This is a genomic window from Actinacidiphila sp. bgisy167 (genome assembly GCF_057707665.1).
The window spans coordinates 38,052-51,507 of the sequence record NZ_JBYIQP010000001.1; the positions used below are offsets into that span (position 1 = coordinate 38,052).

Annotated in this window: 17 protein-coding genes; all 17 read right to left on the bottom strand. The window is 68.8% G+C overall.

Features of this window, described 5'->3' with window-relative positions; genetic code table 11:
• Positions 1-89: 89 nt before the first annotated feature.
• Complete coding sequence (gene rpsQ / locus AC3ET4_RS00235; RefSeq protein ID WP_431944475.1) at positions 90-374, bottom strand: 30S ribosomal protein S17; 285 nt, start codon at positions 372-374, stop codon at positions 90-92.
• Positions 374-598: a 50S ribosomal protein L29 gene (gene rpmC, locus AC3ET4_RS00240; RefSeq protein ID WP_431944477.1), complete on the bottom strand. Its 225-nt coding sequence runs from the start codon at positions 596-598 to the stop codon at positions 374-376. Before rpmC ends, rpsQ begins: the two co-directional genes overlap by 1 nt.
• A complete protein-coding gene (rplP, locus tag AC3ET4_RS00245) occupies positions 598-1,017 on the bottom strand; it encodes a 50S ribosomal protein L16 (protein ID WP_018558876.1) in 420 nt (139 codons plus the stop codon). The genes rpmC and rplP overlap by 1 nt, the downstream gene beginning before the upstream one ends.
• A gap of 5 nt (positions 1,018-1,022) precedes the next feature.
• Complete coding sequence (gene rpsC / locus AC3ET4_RS00250) at positions 1,023-1,847, bottom strand: 30S ribosomal protein S3 (protein WP_431944479.1); 825 nt, start codon at positions 1,845-1,847, stop codon at positions 1,023-1,025.
• Positions 1,847-2,194 carry a 50S ribosomal protein L22 gene (gene rplV / locus AC3ET4_RS00255; RefSeq protein ID WP_361800744.1) on the bottom strand — a complete coding sequence of 116 codons (348 nt, stop codon included), beginning with the start codon at positions 2,192-2,194 and terminating at the stop codon, positions 1,847-1,849. The genes rpsC and rplV overlap by 1 nt, the downstream gene beginning before the upstream one ends.
• A 43-nt stretch (positions 2,195-2,237) precedes the next feature.
• On the bottom strand, positions 2,238-2,519 hold the full coding sequence (gene rpsS, locus AC3ET4_RS00260) for a 30S ribosomal protein S19 (RefSeq protein ID WP_431944481.1): 282 nt from the start codon (positions 2,517-2,519) through the stop codon (positions 2,238-2,240).
• A gap of 12 nt (positions 2,520-2,531) precedes the next feature.
• Positions 2,532-3,368, bottom strand: coding sequence for a 50S ribosomal protein L2 (gene rplB / locus AC3ET4_RS00265; RefSeq protein WP_319139010.1), 837 nt, complete (start codon positions 3,366-3,368; stop codon positions 2,532-2,534).
• A 47-nt stretch (positions 3,369-3,415) separates the two neighbouring features.
• A complete protein-coding gene (gene rplW, locus AC3ET4_RS00270) occupies positions 3,416-3,742 on the bottom strand; it encodes a 50S ribosomal protein L23 (protein ID WP_431944483.1) in 327 nt (108 codons plus the stop codon).
• Entirely contained in the window at positions 3,742-4,392 is a 651-nt protein-coding gene (gene rplD, locus AC3ET4_RS00275) for a 50S ribosomal protein L4 (protein ID WP_431944485.1), read from the bottom strand. Before rplD ends, rplW begins: the two co-directional genes overlap by 1 nt.
• A 4-nt stretch (positions 4,393-4,396) precedes the next feature.
• Complete coding sequence (gene rplC / locus AC3ET4_RS00280; RefSeq protein WP_431944486.1) at positions 4,397-5,041, bottom strand: 50S ribosomal protein L3; 645 nt, start codon at positions 5,039-5,041, stop codon at positions 4,397-4,399.
• 14 nt (positions 5,042-5,055) lie between these two features.
• Positions 5,056-5,364 (bottom strand): 30S ribosomal protein S10, encoded by a 309-nt coding sequence (gene rpsJ / locus AC3ET4_RS00285; RefSeq protein WP_014144312.1) that lies wholly within the window; start codon positions 5,362-5,364, stop codon positions 5,056-5,058.
• Between the two features lie 391 nt (positions 5,365-5,755).
• The gene (locus AC3ET4_RS00290) at positions 5,756-6,934 is read right to left on the bottom strand and encodes a S8 family peptidase (RefSeq protein ID WP_431944489.1); all 1,179 of its coding nucleotides are present in this window, start codon (positions 6,932-6,934) and stop codon (positions 5,756-5,758) included.
• Between the two features lie 1,302 nt (positions 6,935-8,236).
• Positions 8,237-9,430, bottom strand: a complete 1,194-nt coding sequence (gene tuf, locus AC3ET4_RS00295) for an elongation factor Tu (RefSeq protein WP_431944491.1) — start codon at positions 9,428-9,430, stop codon at positions 8,237-8,239.
• A 160-nt stretch (positions 9,431-9,590) separates the two neighbouring features.
• Positions 9,591-11,717, bottom strand: coding sequence for an elongation factor G (gene fusA, locus AC3ET4_RS00300; RefSeq protein WP_431944493.1), 2,127 nt, complete (start codon positions 11,715-11,717; stop codon positions 9,591-9,593).
• A 39-nt stretch (positions 11,718-11,756) separates the two neighbouring features.
• Positions 11,757-12,227, bottom strand: coding sequence for a 30S ribosomal protein S7 (gene rpsG / locus AC3ET4_RS00305; protein ID WP_431944495.1), 471 nt, complete (start codon positions 12,225-12,227; stop codon positions 11,757-11,759).
• A gap of 2 nt (positions 12,228-12,229) precedes the next feature.
• Positions 12,230-12,601 carry a 30S ribosomal protein S12 gene (rpsL, locus tag AC3ET4_RS00310; protein WP_014144289.1) on the bottom strand — a complete coding sequence of 124 codons (372 nt, stop codon included), beginning with the start codon at positions 12,599-12,601 and terminating at the stop codon, positions 12,230-12,232.
• 299 nt (positions 12,602-12,900) lie between these two features.
• A complete protein-coding gene (locus tag AC3ET4_RS00315) occupies positions 12,901-13,332 on the bottom strand; it encodes a DUF1707 and DUF4190 domain-containing protein (RefSeq protein WP_431944498.1) in 432 nt (143 codons plus the stop codon).
• Between the last annotated feature and the right edge of the window lie 124 nt (positions 13,333-13,456).

Here is a 13,456-nt window from a genome sequence, read left to right on the forward strand (position 1 = left end):
CGTCCTGCGGGGAGATCCCCGCAGGAATTACGTGCCGACCGGGGCCGGGCCGCGCGAGGTCGTCGCGCGGCCCGGCCGGCCGAGCGGTCTTACTTGGCCTTCTCGAGGATCTCGACGACGCGCCAGCGCTTGCTCGCGGACAGCGGCCGGGTCTCCATGAGGAGGACGCGGTCGCCGACGCCCGCGGCGTTCTGCTCGTCGTGCGCCTTGAGCTTGTTCGTACGGCGGATGACCTTGCCGTACAGGGCGTGCTTCACACGGTCCTCGACGGCGACCACGACGGTCTTGTCCATCTTGTCGCTGACCACGAGGCCCTCACGGGTCTTGCGGAAGCCGCGCTGCTCGCTGCTCTCAGTCACATTCTTCTCGCTCATCAGGCGTTCTCCACCGTCTCGATGCCGAGCTCACGCTCACGCATGAGGGTGTAGATCCGGGCGATGTCCTTGCGGACGATCCTCAGCCGGGAGTTGTTCTCGAGCTGTCCGGTGGCCGCCTGGAAGCGGAGGTTGAACAGCTCCTCCTTGGCCTCACGCAGCTTCGCGACGAGCTCCTCGTCACCCAGCTGGCGCAGCTCGGTCGCCTTGGTACCGGCCGCCATTACAGCTCACCTGCCTCGCGCCGGACGATCCGGCACTTCATCGGAAGCTTGTGGGCGGCTCGGGTGAGCGCCTCACGCGCAACCTTCTCGTTCGGGAAGGACAGCTCGAACATCACCCGACCGGGCTTGACGTTCGCGACCCACCACTCCGGGGAGCCCTTACCGGAACCCATGCGGGTTTCGGCCGGCTTCTTCGTGAGGGGACGGTCCGGGTAGATGTTGATCCAGACCTTGCCGCCACGGCGGATGTGACGGGTGATGGCGATACGAGCGGACTCGATCTGCCGGTTCGTCACGTACGCCGGGGTGACGGCCTGGATGCCGTACTCACCGAACGCCAGCTCGGTGCCACCCTTGGCCATGCCATCACGCTTCGGGTGGTGCTGCTTACGGTGCTTGACCCGACGGGGGATCAGCATGGGAGTCAGGCCTCCGTTCCGGTGGTCTCCGCAGCCGGAGCCTCAGCGGTGGTCGCCTCGGCCTTGGGGGCCTGGGCGTCACCCTGGGGACGACGGCCACGGCCGCCGCGCTCGCCACCGCGGCGCTGCGGACGGTCATTGCCACCGCCACGGGCCGGGCGGTTGCCGGCGCGGGCGGCGGCGTTCTCGGCGCGGACCTCGGCGATGTTCTTGACGTCGCCCTTGTAGATCCACACCTTCACGCCGATGCGGCCGAAGGTCGTACGGGCCTCGAAGAAGCCGTAGTCGACGTTGGCGCGCAGCGTGTGCAGCGGAACGCGGCCCTCGCGGTAGAACTCCGAGCGGGACATCTCGGCGCCGCCGAGACGGCCACCGCACTGGATCTTGATGCCCTTGGCGCCGGCCTTCATCGTGCTCTGCATCGACTTGCGCATGGCACGACGGAAGGAGACACGGGAGGACAGCTGCTCGGCGACGGCCTGGGCCACCAGCTGAGCGTCCGTCTCCGGGTTCTTGACCTCGAGGATGTTGAGCTGGACCTGCTTGCCGGTCAGCTTCTCCAGGTCGCCGCGGATGCGGTCGGCCTCCGCGCCGCGACGGCCGATGACGATGCCCGGCCGGGCGGTGTGGATGTCGACGCGGACGCGGTCGCGGGTGCGCTCGATCTCCACCTTGGAGATGCCGGCCCGCTCCATGCCCTGCGTCATCATCCGGCGGATGGCGACGTCTTCCTTGACGTAGTCCTTGTAGAGCTTGTCGGCGTACCAACGGGACTTGAAGTCCGTCGTCACGCCGAGCCGGAACCCGTGCGGGTTAACCTTCTGGCCCATTACCGGGTTCCTTCCTTGCTGCTGACGACCACGGTGATGTGGCTGGTCCGCTTGCGGATCCGGTAGGCACGGCCCTGGGCACGCGGACGGAACCGCTTCAGGGTCGGGCCCTCGTCGACGTACGCCTCGCTGATGTACAGCGACTCGGCGTCGGTGTGGTCGTAGTTGTGCGCGGCGTTGGCAATGGCGCTGTCGAGCACCTTGCCCACCGGCACGCTCGCGGCCTGCGGGGCGAAACGCAGGACCGCCTGAGCCTCCGTGGCGCTCATGCCACGGATGAGGTCCACCACGCGGCGGGCCTTCATGGGCGTGACGCGGATGTACCGCGCCTGGGCCCTGGCTTCCATGGTTGTCCCTTCGGTGTCTGTCATGGTCTTCGCTTTCCGCAGATCAGCGACGACGCGACTTGCGGTCGTCCTTCTCGTGGCCGCGGAAGGTGCGGGTCGGCGCGAACTCGCCGAGCTTGTGGCCGACCATCGACTCGGTGACAAACACCGGGACGTGCTTACGGCCGTCGTGCACCGCGATCGTGTGGCCCAGCATCGCCGGGATGATCATCGAGCGGCGGGACCAGGTCTTGATGACGTTGTGGGTACCGGCCTCGTTCTGAGCGTCCACCTTCTTGATCAGGTGGTCGTCGACGAAGGGCCCCTTCTTGAGACTGCGCGGCATCTAAACCCGCTCCTAGCGCTTCTTGTTCGTCTTGCGGCGGCGGACGATGTACTTGCTGCTGGCCTTCTTCGGCGAGCGAGTACGACCCTCCTTCTGACCCCACGGGCTGACCGGGTGGCGACCACCGGAGGTCTTGCCCTCACCACCACCGTGCGGGTGGTCGACGGGGTTCATGGCCACACCGCGGACGGTCGGGCGGACGCCCTTCCAGCGCATACGGCCGGCCTTGCCCCAGTTGATGTTCGACTGCTCGGCGTTGCCGACCTCGCCGATGGTGGCGCGGCAGCGGACGTCGACCATGCGGACTTCACCGGACGGCATGCGAAGGGTGGCCATGGAGCCCTCCTTCGCGAGCAGCTGCACCGAAGAGCCCGCGGAACGCGAGATCTTGGCGCCGCCGCCGGGACGCAGCTCGATGGCGTGGACGGTGGTACCGACGGGGATGTAGCGCAACGGCAGGTTGTTGCCGGGCTTGATGTCCGCGCCGGGGCCGTTCTCGATCCGGTCGCCCTGGTTCAGCTTGGCCGGGGCCAGGATGTAGCGCTTCTCGCCGTCCGCGTAGTGCAGGAGCGCGATGCGCGCGGTGCGGTTGGGGTCGTACTCGATGTGCGCGACCTTGGCCGGCACGCCGTCCTTGTCGTGACGACGGAAGTCGATCACACGGTAGGCGCGCTTGTGGCCACCGCCCTGGTGGCGAACGGTCACACGACCGGCGTTGTTACGGCCGCCCTTGCTGTGCAGCGGGCGGACCAGCGACTTCTCCGGCGTGGACCGCGTGATCTCGACAAAGTCGGCGACGCTGGAGCCACGACGGCCCGGGGTCGTCGGCTTGTACTTGCGGATACCCATTTCTCAGTCCTCGGAAGATTCCGGACTTCTGAACGTTCCGGCCCCCGTTAGGAGACCGGGCCGCCGAAGATGTCGATGCGGTCGCCCTCGGCGAGGGTCACGATGGCGCGCTTGGTGTTGGCGCGCTTGCCGAAACCGGTGCGGGTGCGCTTGCGCTTGCCCTGCCGGTTGATCGTGTTGACCCCGGTGACCTTGACCGAGAAGACCGCCTCGACGGCCTGCTTGATCTGGGTCTTGTTGGCGCGCGGGTCGACGACGAACGTGTACTTGTTCTCGTCCAGCAGCGCGTAGCTCTTCTCGGAGACCACCGGCTTGACCAGGATGTCACGGTGGTCCGTGAAGGTCTTGCTGGTGATCGCGGTCTGCTCGGCCATCAGGCGTCGCTCCCTTCGGTCTCGGCGGCGCCGGAACCGGTGAAGCGGTCGAAGGCGGCCTTGGTGAAGACCACGTCGTCGGAGACGAGCACGTCGTACGTGTTCAGCTGGCCGGCCTCCAGGATGTGGACCTGGGGCAGGTTGCGGGCGGAGAGCCACGCGACCTCTTCGGCGCGGTCCGCGACGAGCAGCACGTTCTTGCGGTCGCTGATCTTGCCCAGCAGCGTCTTGGCGGCCTTCGTCGACGGGGCCTCGCCCTCGACGACGCCGGTCACGACGTGGATGCGGTTGTGACGCGCCCGGTCGGTGAGGGCACCGCGCAGGGCGGCGGCCTTCATCTTCTTCGGGGTCCGCTGCGAGTAGTCACGCGGCACGGGACCGTGCACGACGCCACCACCGGCGAACTGCGGGGCGCGGGTCGAGCCCTGACGGGCGCGGCCGGTGCCCTTCTGGCGGTACGGCTTCTTGCCACCGCCGCGGACCTCGCCACGGGTCTTGGTCTTGTGGGTGCCCTGACGGGCGGCAGCGAGCTGCGCCACGACGACCTGGTGGATCAGCGGAACGCTGACCTTGGCGTCGAAGATCTCGGCGGGGAGCTCTACGGTCCCGGCCTTGTCGCCGGCGGGCGACAGAATGTCAATGGTGCTCATATCCTCAGGCCCCCTTGGCCGCGGTGCGGACCAGGACGAGGCCGCCGTTCGGACCGGGAACCGCGCCCTTGATGAGCAGCAGGCCCTTCTCCGCGTCAACGGCGTGAACGGTCAGGTTCTGGGTGGTCACCCGCTCGTTGCCCATGCGGCCCGCCATGCGCAGACCCTTGAACACACGGCCCGGGGTGGCGCAGCCACCGATGGAGCCGGGAGAGCGGTGCTTGCGCTGGGTGCCGTGTCCGGCGCCGAGGCCCTTGAAGTTGTGACGCTTCATGACACCGGCGAAACCCTTGCCCTTGCTCTTGCCGGTGACGTCCACCTTCACGCCGGCCTCGAAGACCTCGGCAGTGATCTCCTGGCCGAGGGTGTACTCGGCGGCGTCGGAGGTGCGGAGCTCCACCAGGTGGCGGCGGGGGGTCACGTCGGCCTTCGCGAAGTGGCCCTTGAGGGGCTTGTTCACCTTGCGCGGGTCGATCTCGCCGAAGGCGATCTGGACCGACTCGTAACCGTCGACGTCGTTCGTGCGGACCTGGGTCACGACGTTCGGGCCGGCCTTGACCACGGTCACCGGGACGACACGGTTGTTCTCGTCCCAGACCTGGGTCATGCCGAGCTTCTCGCCCAGGATGCCCTTGATCTGCTTAGCCATCTGTTCCGCGCCTCTCAGAGCTTGATCTCGATGTCGACGCCGGCCGGAAGGTCCAGGCGCATCAACGAGTCAACGGTCTTGGGCGTCGGGTCGAGGATGTCGATCAGGCGCTTGTGCGTGCGCATCTCGAAGTGCTCGCGCGAGTCCTTGTACTTGTGCGGCGACTTGATGACGCAGTACACGTTCTTCTCAGTGGGCAGCGGCACCGGGCCCGCGACCTGCGCACCAGTACGCGTCACCGTCTCGACGATCTTCTTCGCCGAGGAGTCGATGACCTCGTGGTCGTAGGCCTTGAGCCGGATGCGGATCTTCTGTCCCGCCATGGCTACTTCGTAGTCCTGTCTGCTAGATAACGCTCTGGAACCCGGTGGTTCGACCGCCTTCTCCGACCCACGCGGTCGGGCGTGTCGCTTCCCTTCCCTTGAATCTCCGCATGGCGGAGACCCTCCGGGAGGGGATACGTGGGAGAAGGCACCCACCGAGTGCCTGGTGAGCACCCCGCTGACACTTCCCGGAAGATTCCCGTACGTCCGCCACCCCGCCTGGGCGGAGTTGACGACGAGTACTGTGGGACTCGCTTCCGGTCCTCCCGACGGGAGGCGCGCAGCATCGGCACTCGACCGAGCAACCCGGCTAGTCTGCCATACCGGGCACCCGGGACGCCAATCGGGGCCGCAGTACTTTACCCCGCGTGCCCGCTCCCCCAAACCCGGGTCAGAGTCCGGCGGTGTACACCAGCAGGCGCGGGGTGCCGGCCGGGGCGTCGACGGGGACGCCGGGGGTGGCGCTGGCCGACAGCCAGGAGGCGAGGAAGGACGTGGAGACGTCTCCGTACGTGTCCTTGTAGAGCGCCGCCACCCCCGTGACGTGCGGGGCCGCCATCGAGGTGCCGCTCATGCTGACGAGACCGCCGCCCAGGGCCGCGGACGTGATGTTCGTACCGGGGGCGCTGATGTCCACGCAGTCGCCCCAGTTGCTGAAGGACGCCATGCGGTCCTCCTCGTCGGTCGCCGCGACGGTGTACGCGCCGGGCGCACCGGCCGGGGAGACGCCGCAGGCGTCCTCGTCGGAGTTGCCCGCGGCGACGACCGGGAGGACCCCCGCCGCCGCCAGACCCTCCACCGCGCGGTCGGCCGTCTCGCTGTGCGGGCCGCCGGTCGACAGGTTGGCCACCGCCGGTTTCACGGCGTGCGCGGCCACCCAGTTCATCCCGGCGACCACCGTGGCCACCGTGCCGTCGCCGTCGCAGCCCAGCACCCGCACCGACACCAGTTTCGTCCGCCGGGCGACCCCCGTGGTGGCGCCGCCGATGGTCCCGGCGACGTGCGTCCCGTGCCCGTGGCAGTCCGCGCCGTCGCGGCCGTCACCCATCGCGTCGAAGCCGGGCGCCGCCCGCCCGCCGAACTCCGCGTGCCCGAAGTCGATGCCCGTGTCGATGACGTACGAGGTCACCGAGGCGCCTGTCGCGCGCACACTGAACGCGGCCCCGCCGCGGGCCCGGTCGGCGATCCGCGCCAGACCCCAGGAGGGCGCGGCGGCGGCCGCGGCCGTCTGCGCCGCCGGCTTCGGCGCGGCGACCCTCGCGTCCTGCTCCAGCGCTTCCACACCGGGCACCGCGCGCAGCCGGGAGACCTGCTCGTCGCTCAGCCGGGCGGCGAAGCCCACCAGCACGCTCCTGTAGGTGAACATCGGACGCGCCTCGACGCTGCGCAGCACCGAGTCCGGGTCGGTACCGGGTCGCAGCGTCACCAGGTACTGCCCGGTGATGCCGCCCTGGGCCGCCATCCGCAGCGGGGCGGCCGGCGGCTCCGGTGCCGCCGCGGCCCCGGCCAGGGCGGGCAGGACGGCCGTCAGAACGACAGCGGCCACTGCCCAGCGCTGGGACAGGCGCATGACGGGCTCCTCGGGGACGCGACACGGACACACCGAACGTCACCAGTCGTAACACTCGGTGTCCGATCCCTGCTCGCGCTGCGCGCCGATCGGGGGATCGGGCGGCGAGGCGGGGTCTCCGACGATCGCGCACCACTGCGCGGCTCCCCCACCGGCACGGCATCCGTCATCGACCGCCGGGCCGAGGCGTCCGGGCCACCGCCGCGGCGGACCCCACCCCCCGGTCCCGGGCACGCACCGCACATCGCAGCAGGGCCCCGCCGGCCCCTCGTACGCCCGACCGCCGGGCCGAGGCGTCCGGGCCACCGCCGCGGCGGACCCCGCCCCCGGTCCCGGGCACGCACGGCACGCACCGCACATCGCAGCAGGGCCCCGCCGGCCCCTCGTACGCCCGACCGCCGGACTTCCGGCGGGAGTTCACCCCAAGCAGCGGGGAGGGGAGATCCGGTCGGAGTTCGTGTCCCCCGGCACGCCGGCCCGCCACCGCGGCGGCGGGACCGGGCGTCACCTCGGCGTACCCGCGTCGCCCGAGTGGGGCGCCGTGCGCGGGAGAACACCCTCCGGGGCGGGCGGGCCCTCTGGGCGACGTGGACACGGTTCCCGGCCGCCGGTCGCTTCCTCACCGCTCTCGCCGCCCTCGTCGCGGGCAGGGCGGCCGCCCTGGCGGGCGGCTGGAACCGTCCCGGCGCCGCAGGCGCCGGACCCGCGCCCGCTCCCCTGCCGTCCCGCACGGCGACCGGTCGGGGGCGGCTGCTTCAGGTGCCCGCGCGTCCCGATCACGAGCTGCACTCCGTGAACCCTGACACCGTCCGACGCGTCCGGGCGGGCGTCCCCGTCGTGTCGGTGTACGTCACGGCCCGCGAGGCCCGCGGTCTCGGCCGCCCACCGGGGCGACCGGGTCCTGCCCCCGACGAGGCCGCCTACTCCGCGGCCCGCCACCAGGGACTGCGCCGGGCGTACACGGCGATGCCGGGCGCCGGCCTCTTCACGCCCTGGCGGCGCGGAACCTGCCGGCTGGCCCACGGCATGACAGCCGAGGTCGACACGCTGCGGGTGAACGGCCGTGAGACGGTGCGGGTACGGCTTCCCCGCCCTGCACAGCCGCCCCGGGGCCGGTCCGGCCCTCGTGGGCTTCGGCGTGGACGCGACGCCTTGGATCTGGTGCCCCGCGCCGCCCTCCCCGGTCCGGGGCGCTTTCGCAAAACCCACGGCACAACGGCGAGGGCCCCGGCCCACCGCGTGAACGGTGGGCCGGGGCCCTCGTGCAACTCGCCTACGGCAAGCGGCAGATCGCCGGGATCCTTACTTCAGGATCTTGGTGACCTGGCCGGCGCCGACGGTCCGGCCACCCTCGCGGATGGCGAACTTCAGGCCCTCCTCCATGGCGATCGGCTGGATCAGCGCGACCGTCATGGCGGTGTTGTCGCCCGGCATGACCATCTCGGTGCCCTCGGGGAGGGTCACGACGCCGGTCACGTCCGTGGTACGGAAGTAGAACTGCGGGCGGTAGTTGTTGAAGAACGGGGTGTGACGGCCACCCTCGTCCTTCGACAGGATGTAGGCCTGGGCCTCGAACTCGGTGTGCGGGGTGACCGAGCCCGGCTTGATGATGACCTGGCCGCGCTCGACGTCCTCGCGCTTGATGCCGCGGAGCAGCAGACCGACGTTCTCACCGGCCTGGCCCTCGTCGAGCAGCTTGCGGAACATCTCGATGCCGGTGACCGTGGTGGTGGTCTTCTCGGTCTTGATGCCGATGATGTCGACGGTCTCGTTGACCTTGAGGACACCGCGCTCGATACGACCGGTGACGACGGTGCCACGACCGGTGATCGTGAAGACGTCCTCGATCGGCATCAGGAACGGCTTGTCGACGTCGCGCTCCGGGGTGGGAACGGCCTCGTCCACGGCCTTCATCAGGCCGAGGAGCTTCTCGCCCCACTCCTTGTCGCCCTCCAGCGCCTTCAGCGCGGAGACGCGGACGACCGGCAGGTCGTCGCCCGGGAACTCGTACTCGGAGAGCAGCTCACGGACCTCGAGCTCGACGAGCTCCAGGATCTCCTCGTCGTCCACCATGTCGGCCTTGTTCAGGGCGACGACGATGTAGGGAACGCCGACCTGGCGGGCCAGGAGCACGTGCTCCTTGGTCTGCGGCATCGGGCCGTCGGTGGCGGCGACCACCAGGATCGCGCCGTCCATCTGCGCGGCACCGGTGATCATGTTCTTGATGTAGTCCGCGTGACCCGGGCAGTCGACGTGCGCGTAGTGACGCGCCTCGGTCTGGTACTCGACGTGCGCGATGGAGATGGTGATACCGCGCTGGCGCTCCTCGGGAGCCTTGTCGATCTGGTCGAAGGCCGAGGCCTCGTTCAGGTCCGGGTACGCGTCGTGCAGCACCTTGGTAATGGCGGCCGTGAGGGTCGTCTTACCGTGGTCGATGTGACCGATGGTGCCGATGTTGACGTGCGGCTTAGTCCGCTCGAACTTCGCCTTCGCCACTGGGGTCCTCCTGTGGAGTTGCTGTACGCCTTACTTCATCGGCGCCAGGGTGATCTTTGCTGGGTTGCGGGCGGCCGGGGCATCCGACGCTCCTCTTGCGGTTCGCGGCGGAATGCCCCTAAGCCTCCCGGTCAAGCCTAGTGCGAGAGAAACCGCTGAGTTACTCGCCCTTGGCCTTCGCGATGATCTCCTCGGCGACGTTCTTGGGAACCTCGGCGTAGGAGTCGAACTGCATCGAGTAGCTCGCGCGACCCGACGTCTTGCTGCGGAGGTCGCCGACGTAGCCGAACATCTCCGACAGAGGCACCAGAGCCTTGACGACCCGGGCACCGGCACGCTCCTCCATGGCCTGGATCTGGCCACGGCGGGAGTTGATGTCACCGATGACATCGCCCATGGACTCCTCGGGCGTGGTGACCTCGACGGCCATCATCGGCTCGAGCAGCACGGGGCTGGCCTTGCGGGCGGCCTCCTTGAAGGCCTGCGAACCGGCGATCTTGAACGCCAGCTCGGAGGAGTCGACCTCGTGGTAGGCACCGTCGAGAAGGATGACGCGCACGCCGACCATCTCGTAGCCCGCCAGGATGCCGAACTTCATGGCCTCCTGGGCACCGGCGTCCACCGACGGGATGTACTCGCGGGGGATGCGGCCACCGGTGACCTGGTTGACGAACTCGTAGGAGGCGTCGCCACCCTCGAGAGGCTCGACCGTGATCTGGACCTTCGCGAACTGGCCCGTACCACCGGTCTGCTTCTTGTGGGTGTAGTCGACCTTCTCGACCGTCTTGCGGATGGTCTCGCGGTACGCCACCTGCGGCTTGCCGACGTTGGCCTCGACCTTGAACTCACGGCGCATGCGGTCGACCAGCACCTCGAGGTGCAGTTCGCCCATACCGCCGATGATGGTCTGGCCGGTCTCCTCGTCCGAGTGAACCTGGAAGGAGGGGTCCTCCTCCGCGAGACGCTGGATGGCGACACCCAGCTTCTCCTGGTCACCCTTGGACTTGGGCTCGATCGCGACCTGGATGACCGGCGCCGGGAAGTCCATGGACTCCAGGATCACCGGGTTCTTCTCGTCGCTCAGCGTCTCACCGGTGGTGGTCTGCTTCAGGCCCATGACGGCGACGATGTCGCCGGCGCCCACCGAGTCGATCTCCTCACGCTTGTTGGCGTGCATGCGGTAGATCTTGCCGATGCGCTCCTTGCGGCCCTTGACGGAGTTCAGCACGGCGGTGCCGGACTCCAGGCGGCCGGAGTACACGCGGACGAAGGTGAGCTTGCCGAGGTGCGGGTCGCTCATGATCTTGAACGCCAGCGCCGACAGCGGCTCGTCGTCGGACGGCTTGCGCTTGATGATCTCCTCGGCGTCGCCGACCGCGTGGCCCTCGATGGCCTCGACGTCCAGCGGGGAGGGGAGGTAGCGCACGACCGCGTCGAGCAGGGGCTGCACGCCCTTGTTCTTGAACGCGGTGCCGCAGAAGACCGGGGTGACGGTGACGCCGTCGCCCTTGCCGGAGTTGATGGTGACCCGGCGGATGGCCGCGTACAGCTGCTCCTCGGTGGGCTCGGTGCCCTCGAGGTACAGCTCCATCATCTCTTCGTCGTTCTCCGCGACGGCCTCGAGCAGCTTGCCGCGCCACTCCTCGGCGGCCTCGGTGTGCGTGGCCGGGATGTCGACGATGTCGTACATCTCGCCCTTGGTGGCCTCGGCGGACCACACGAGGGCCTTCATGCGGACGAGGTCGATGACGCCCTTGAAGTCGGCCTCGGCACCGATCGGCAGCTGCATGACGATCGGGGTCGCGCCCAGGCGGTCCACGATCATGTCGACGCAGCGGTGGAACTCGGCACCGGTCCGGTCCAGCTTGTTGACGAAGCAGATGCGCGGGACGCCGTAGCGGTCCGCCTGACGCCACACGGTCTCGGACTGAGGCTCGACGCCGGCGACACCGTCGAACACCGTCACGGCACCGTCGAGCACGCGCAGGGAACGCTCCACCTCGACGGTGAAGTCGACGTGACCCGGCGTGTCGATGATGTTGATGGTGTGGTCGACGTTCTCCAGCGGCCAGTGACAGGTGGTCGCGGCGGACGTGATCGTGATGCCGCGCTCCTGCTCCTGCTCCATCCAGTCCATCGTGGCAGCGCCGTCGTGGACTTCACCGATCTTGTACGAGACACCGGTGTAGAACAGGATCCGCTCGGTGGTCGTCGTCTTGCCCGCGTCGATGTGGGCCATGATCCCGATGTTGCGGACCCTGGCCAGGTCAAGTGAAGTGGTAGCCATAAGGCTTCAGTCTTCTCTCGGTTCTCGATGGGGTAGCGACTACCAGCGGTAGTGCGCGAAGGCCTTGTTGGACTCGGCCATCTTGTGGGTGTCCTCGCGGCGCTTGACCGCGGCGCCCAGACCGTTGCTGGCGTCCATGAGCTCGTTCATCAGACGCTCGGTCATGGTCTTCTCGCGGCGGGCACGGGAGTACCCCACGAGCCAGCGCAGCGCGAGGGTGTTGGCACGGCCGGGGCGGACCTCGACCGGGACCTGGTAGGTCGCGCCACCGACACGGCGGGACTTGACCTCGAGGGAGGGCTTGACGTTCTCCAGGGCGCGCTTGAGCGTGATGACCGGGTCCTGGCCCGTCTTCTCGCGCAGGCCCTCGAGGGCGCCGTACACGATGCGCTCCGCGGTGGAGCGCTTGCCGTGCAGGAGGATCTTGTTGACGAGCGAGGTCACCAGAGGAGAACCGTAAACCGGGTCGACGATGACCGGGCGCTTCGGGGCGGGGCCCTTACGAGGCATTCTTACTTCTCCTTCTTGGCGCCGTAGCGGCTGCGGGCCTGCTTGCGGTTCTTGACACCCTGAGTGTCGAGCGAGCCGCGGATGATCTTGTAACGAACACCCGGCAGGTCCTTCACACGGCCACCACGCACGAGCACGATGGAGTGCTCCTGCAGGTTGTGGCCCTCACCCGGAATGTAAGCGGTGACCTCGATGCCGCTGGTCAGACGCACACGCGCGACCTTGCGCAGGGCCGAGTTCGGCTTCTTCGGGGTGGTCGTGTAAACACGCGTGCAGACGCCGCGGCGCTGAGGGGAACCCTTCAGTGCGGGCGTCTTGTTCTTCTCGACCTTGTCCTGCCGGCCCTTTCGGACCAGCTGCTGGATCGTAGGCACCGTTTCTCCGGTTTCTGTGTGCCGACTCGATACTTCTAACCTGGGGCTGCAGCGGCTCACTCCGACCCACGCGGTCGGGTGTGTCGCGCACCTCATACGCTCTCCGGCGAAGCGAAGGCACGTATTCGTCGGTGCATCGGCCACGGTGTCCCGCACGGACGAATGCACGCACGAGAACCCGGGCACACCCCAGGCACAAGGTCAGAGCGTACCCAGCGCTCAGCCTTCGGTCAAAACATATGGTCTCGGCCGATGCCGCACCCTCCCGCCGGGCCCCGCGAAGGCTCGCGTGAACGCACTCAGCCGTGACTGACCGCCACTACCACCATAACGATGATCGCGGTGAGCGCGACCATGAACGCGGTCAGGAGATATCCCAGGACGAGCCCGCACACCGCGAGAGCGTCGCCCCGCTCCCCCGTGCGCCGGATCTCCCGCCGCGCCATGTGCCCCAGCACCACGGCCGGTATCCCCGGCAGCAGCAGCCCGAACATCCCCACCGCGCCGCACGTCAGCGAGGCGACGGCTTTGGCGTTGACCGGTGGCGGCGGCACGGGAAGCCGGCGGGGCCGCGGGATGTCCGCGGTGAGTCCGTGCAGCTCCTGGTACGTCACCGCCTGATACGCCAGGCCGACCCGGTCCTCGAACTCCGGCTGGGTCAACCGCCCTTCGGCGAACGCCGCCTTGAGCACGTCCACCGTACGCTCGCGATCATCGTTCGCAGCCCGCATCGTTCCATTATGCCCGGAAAACCCGGGTCCCTGAGTGTCCCGTCACACGGTCGGCCGGGTTCCGCGTCCCACCCCCGTGAGCGGATCGCCCGCAGAACCCCGCCGCCCCCGTCCAGGGCGGTGA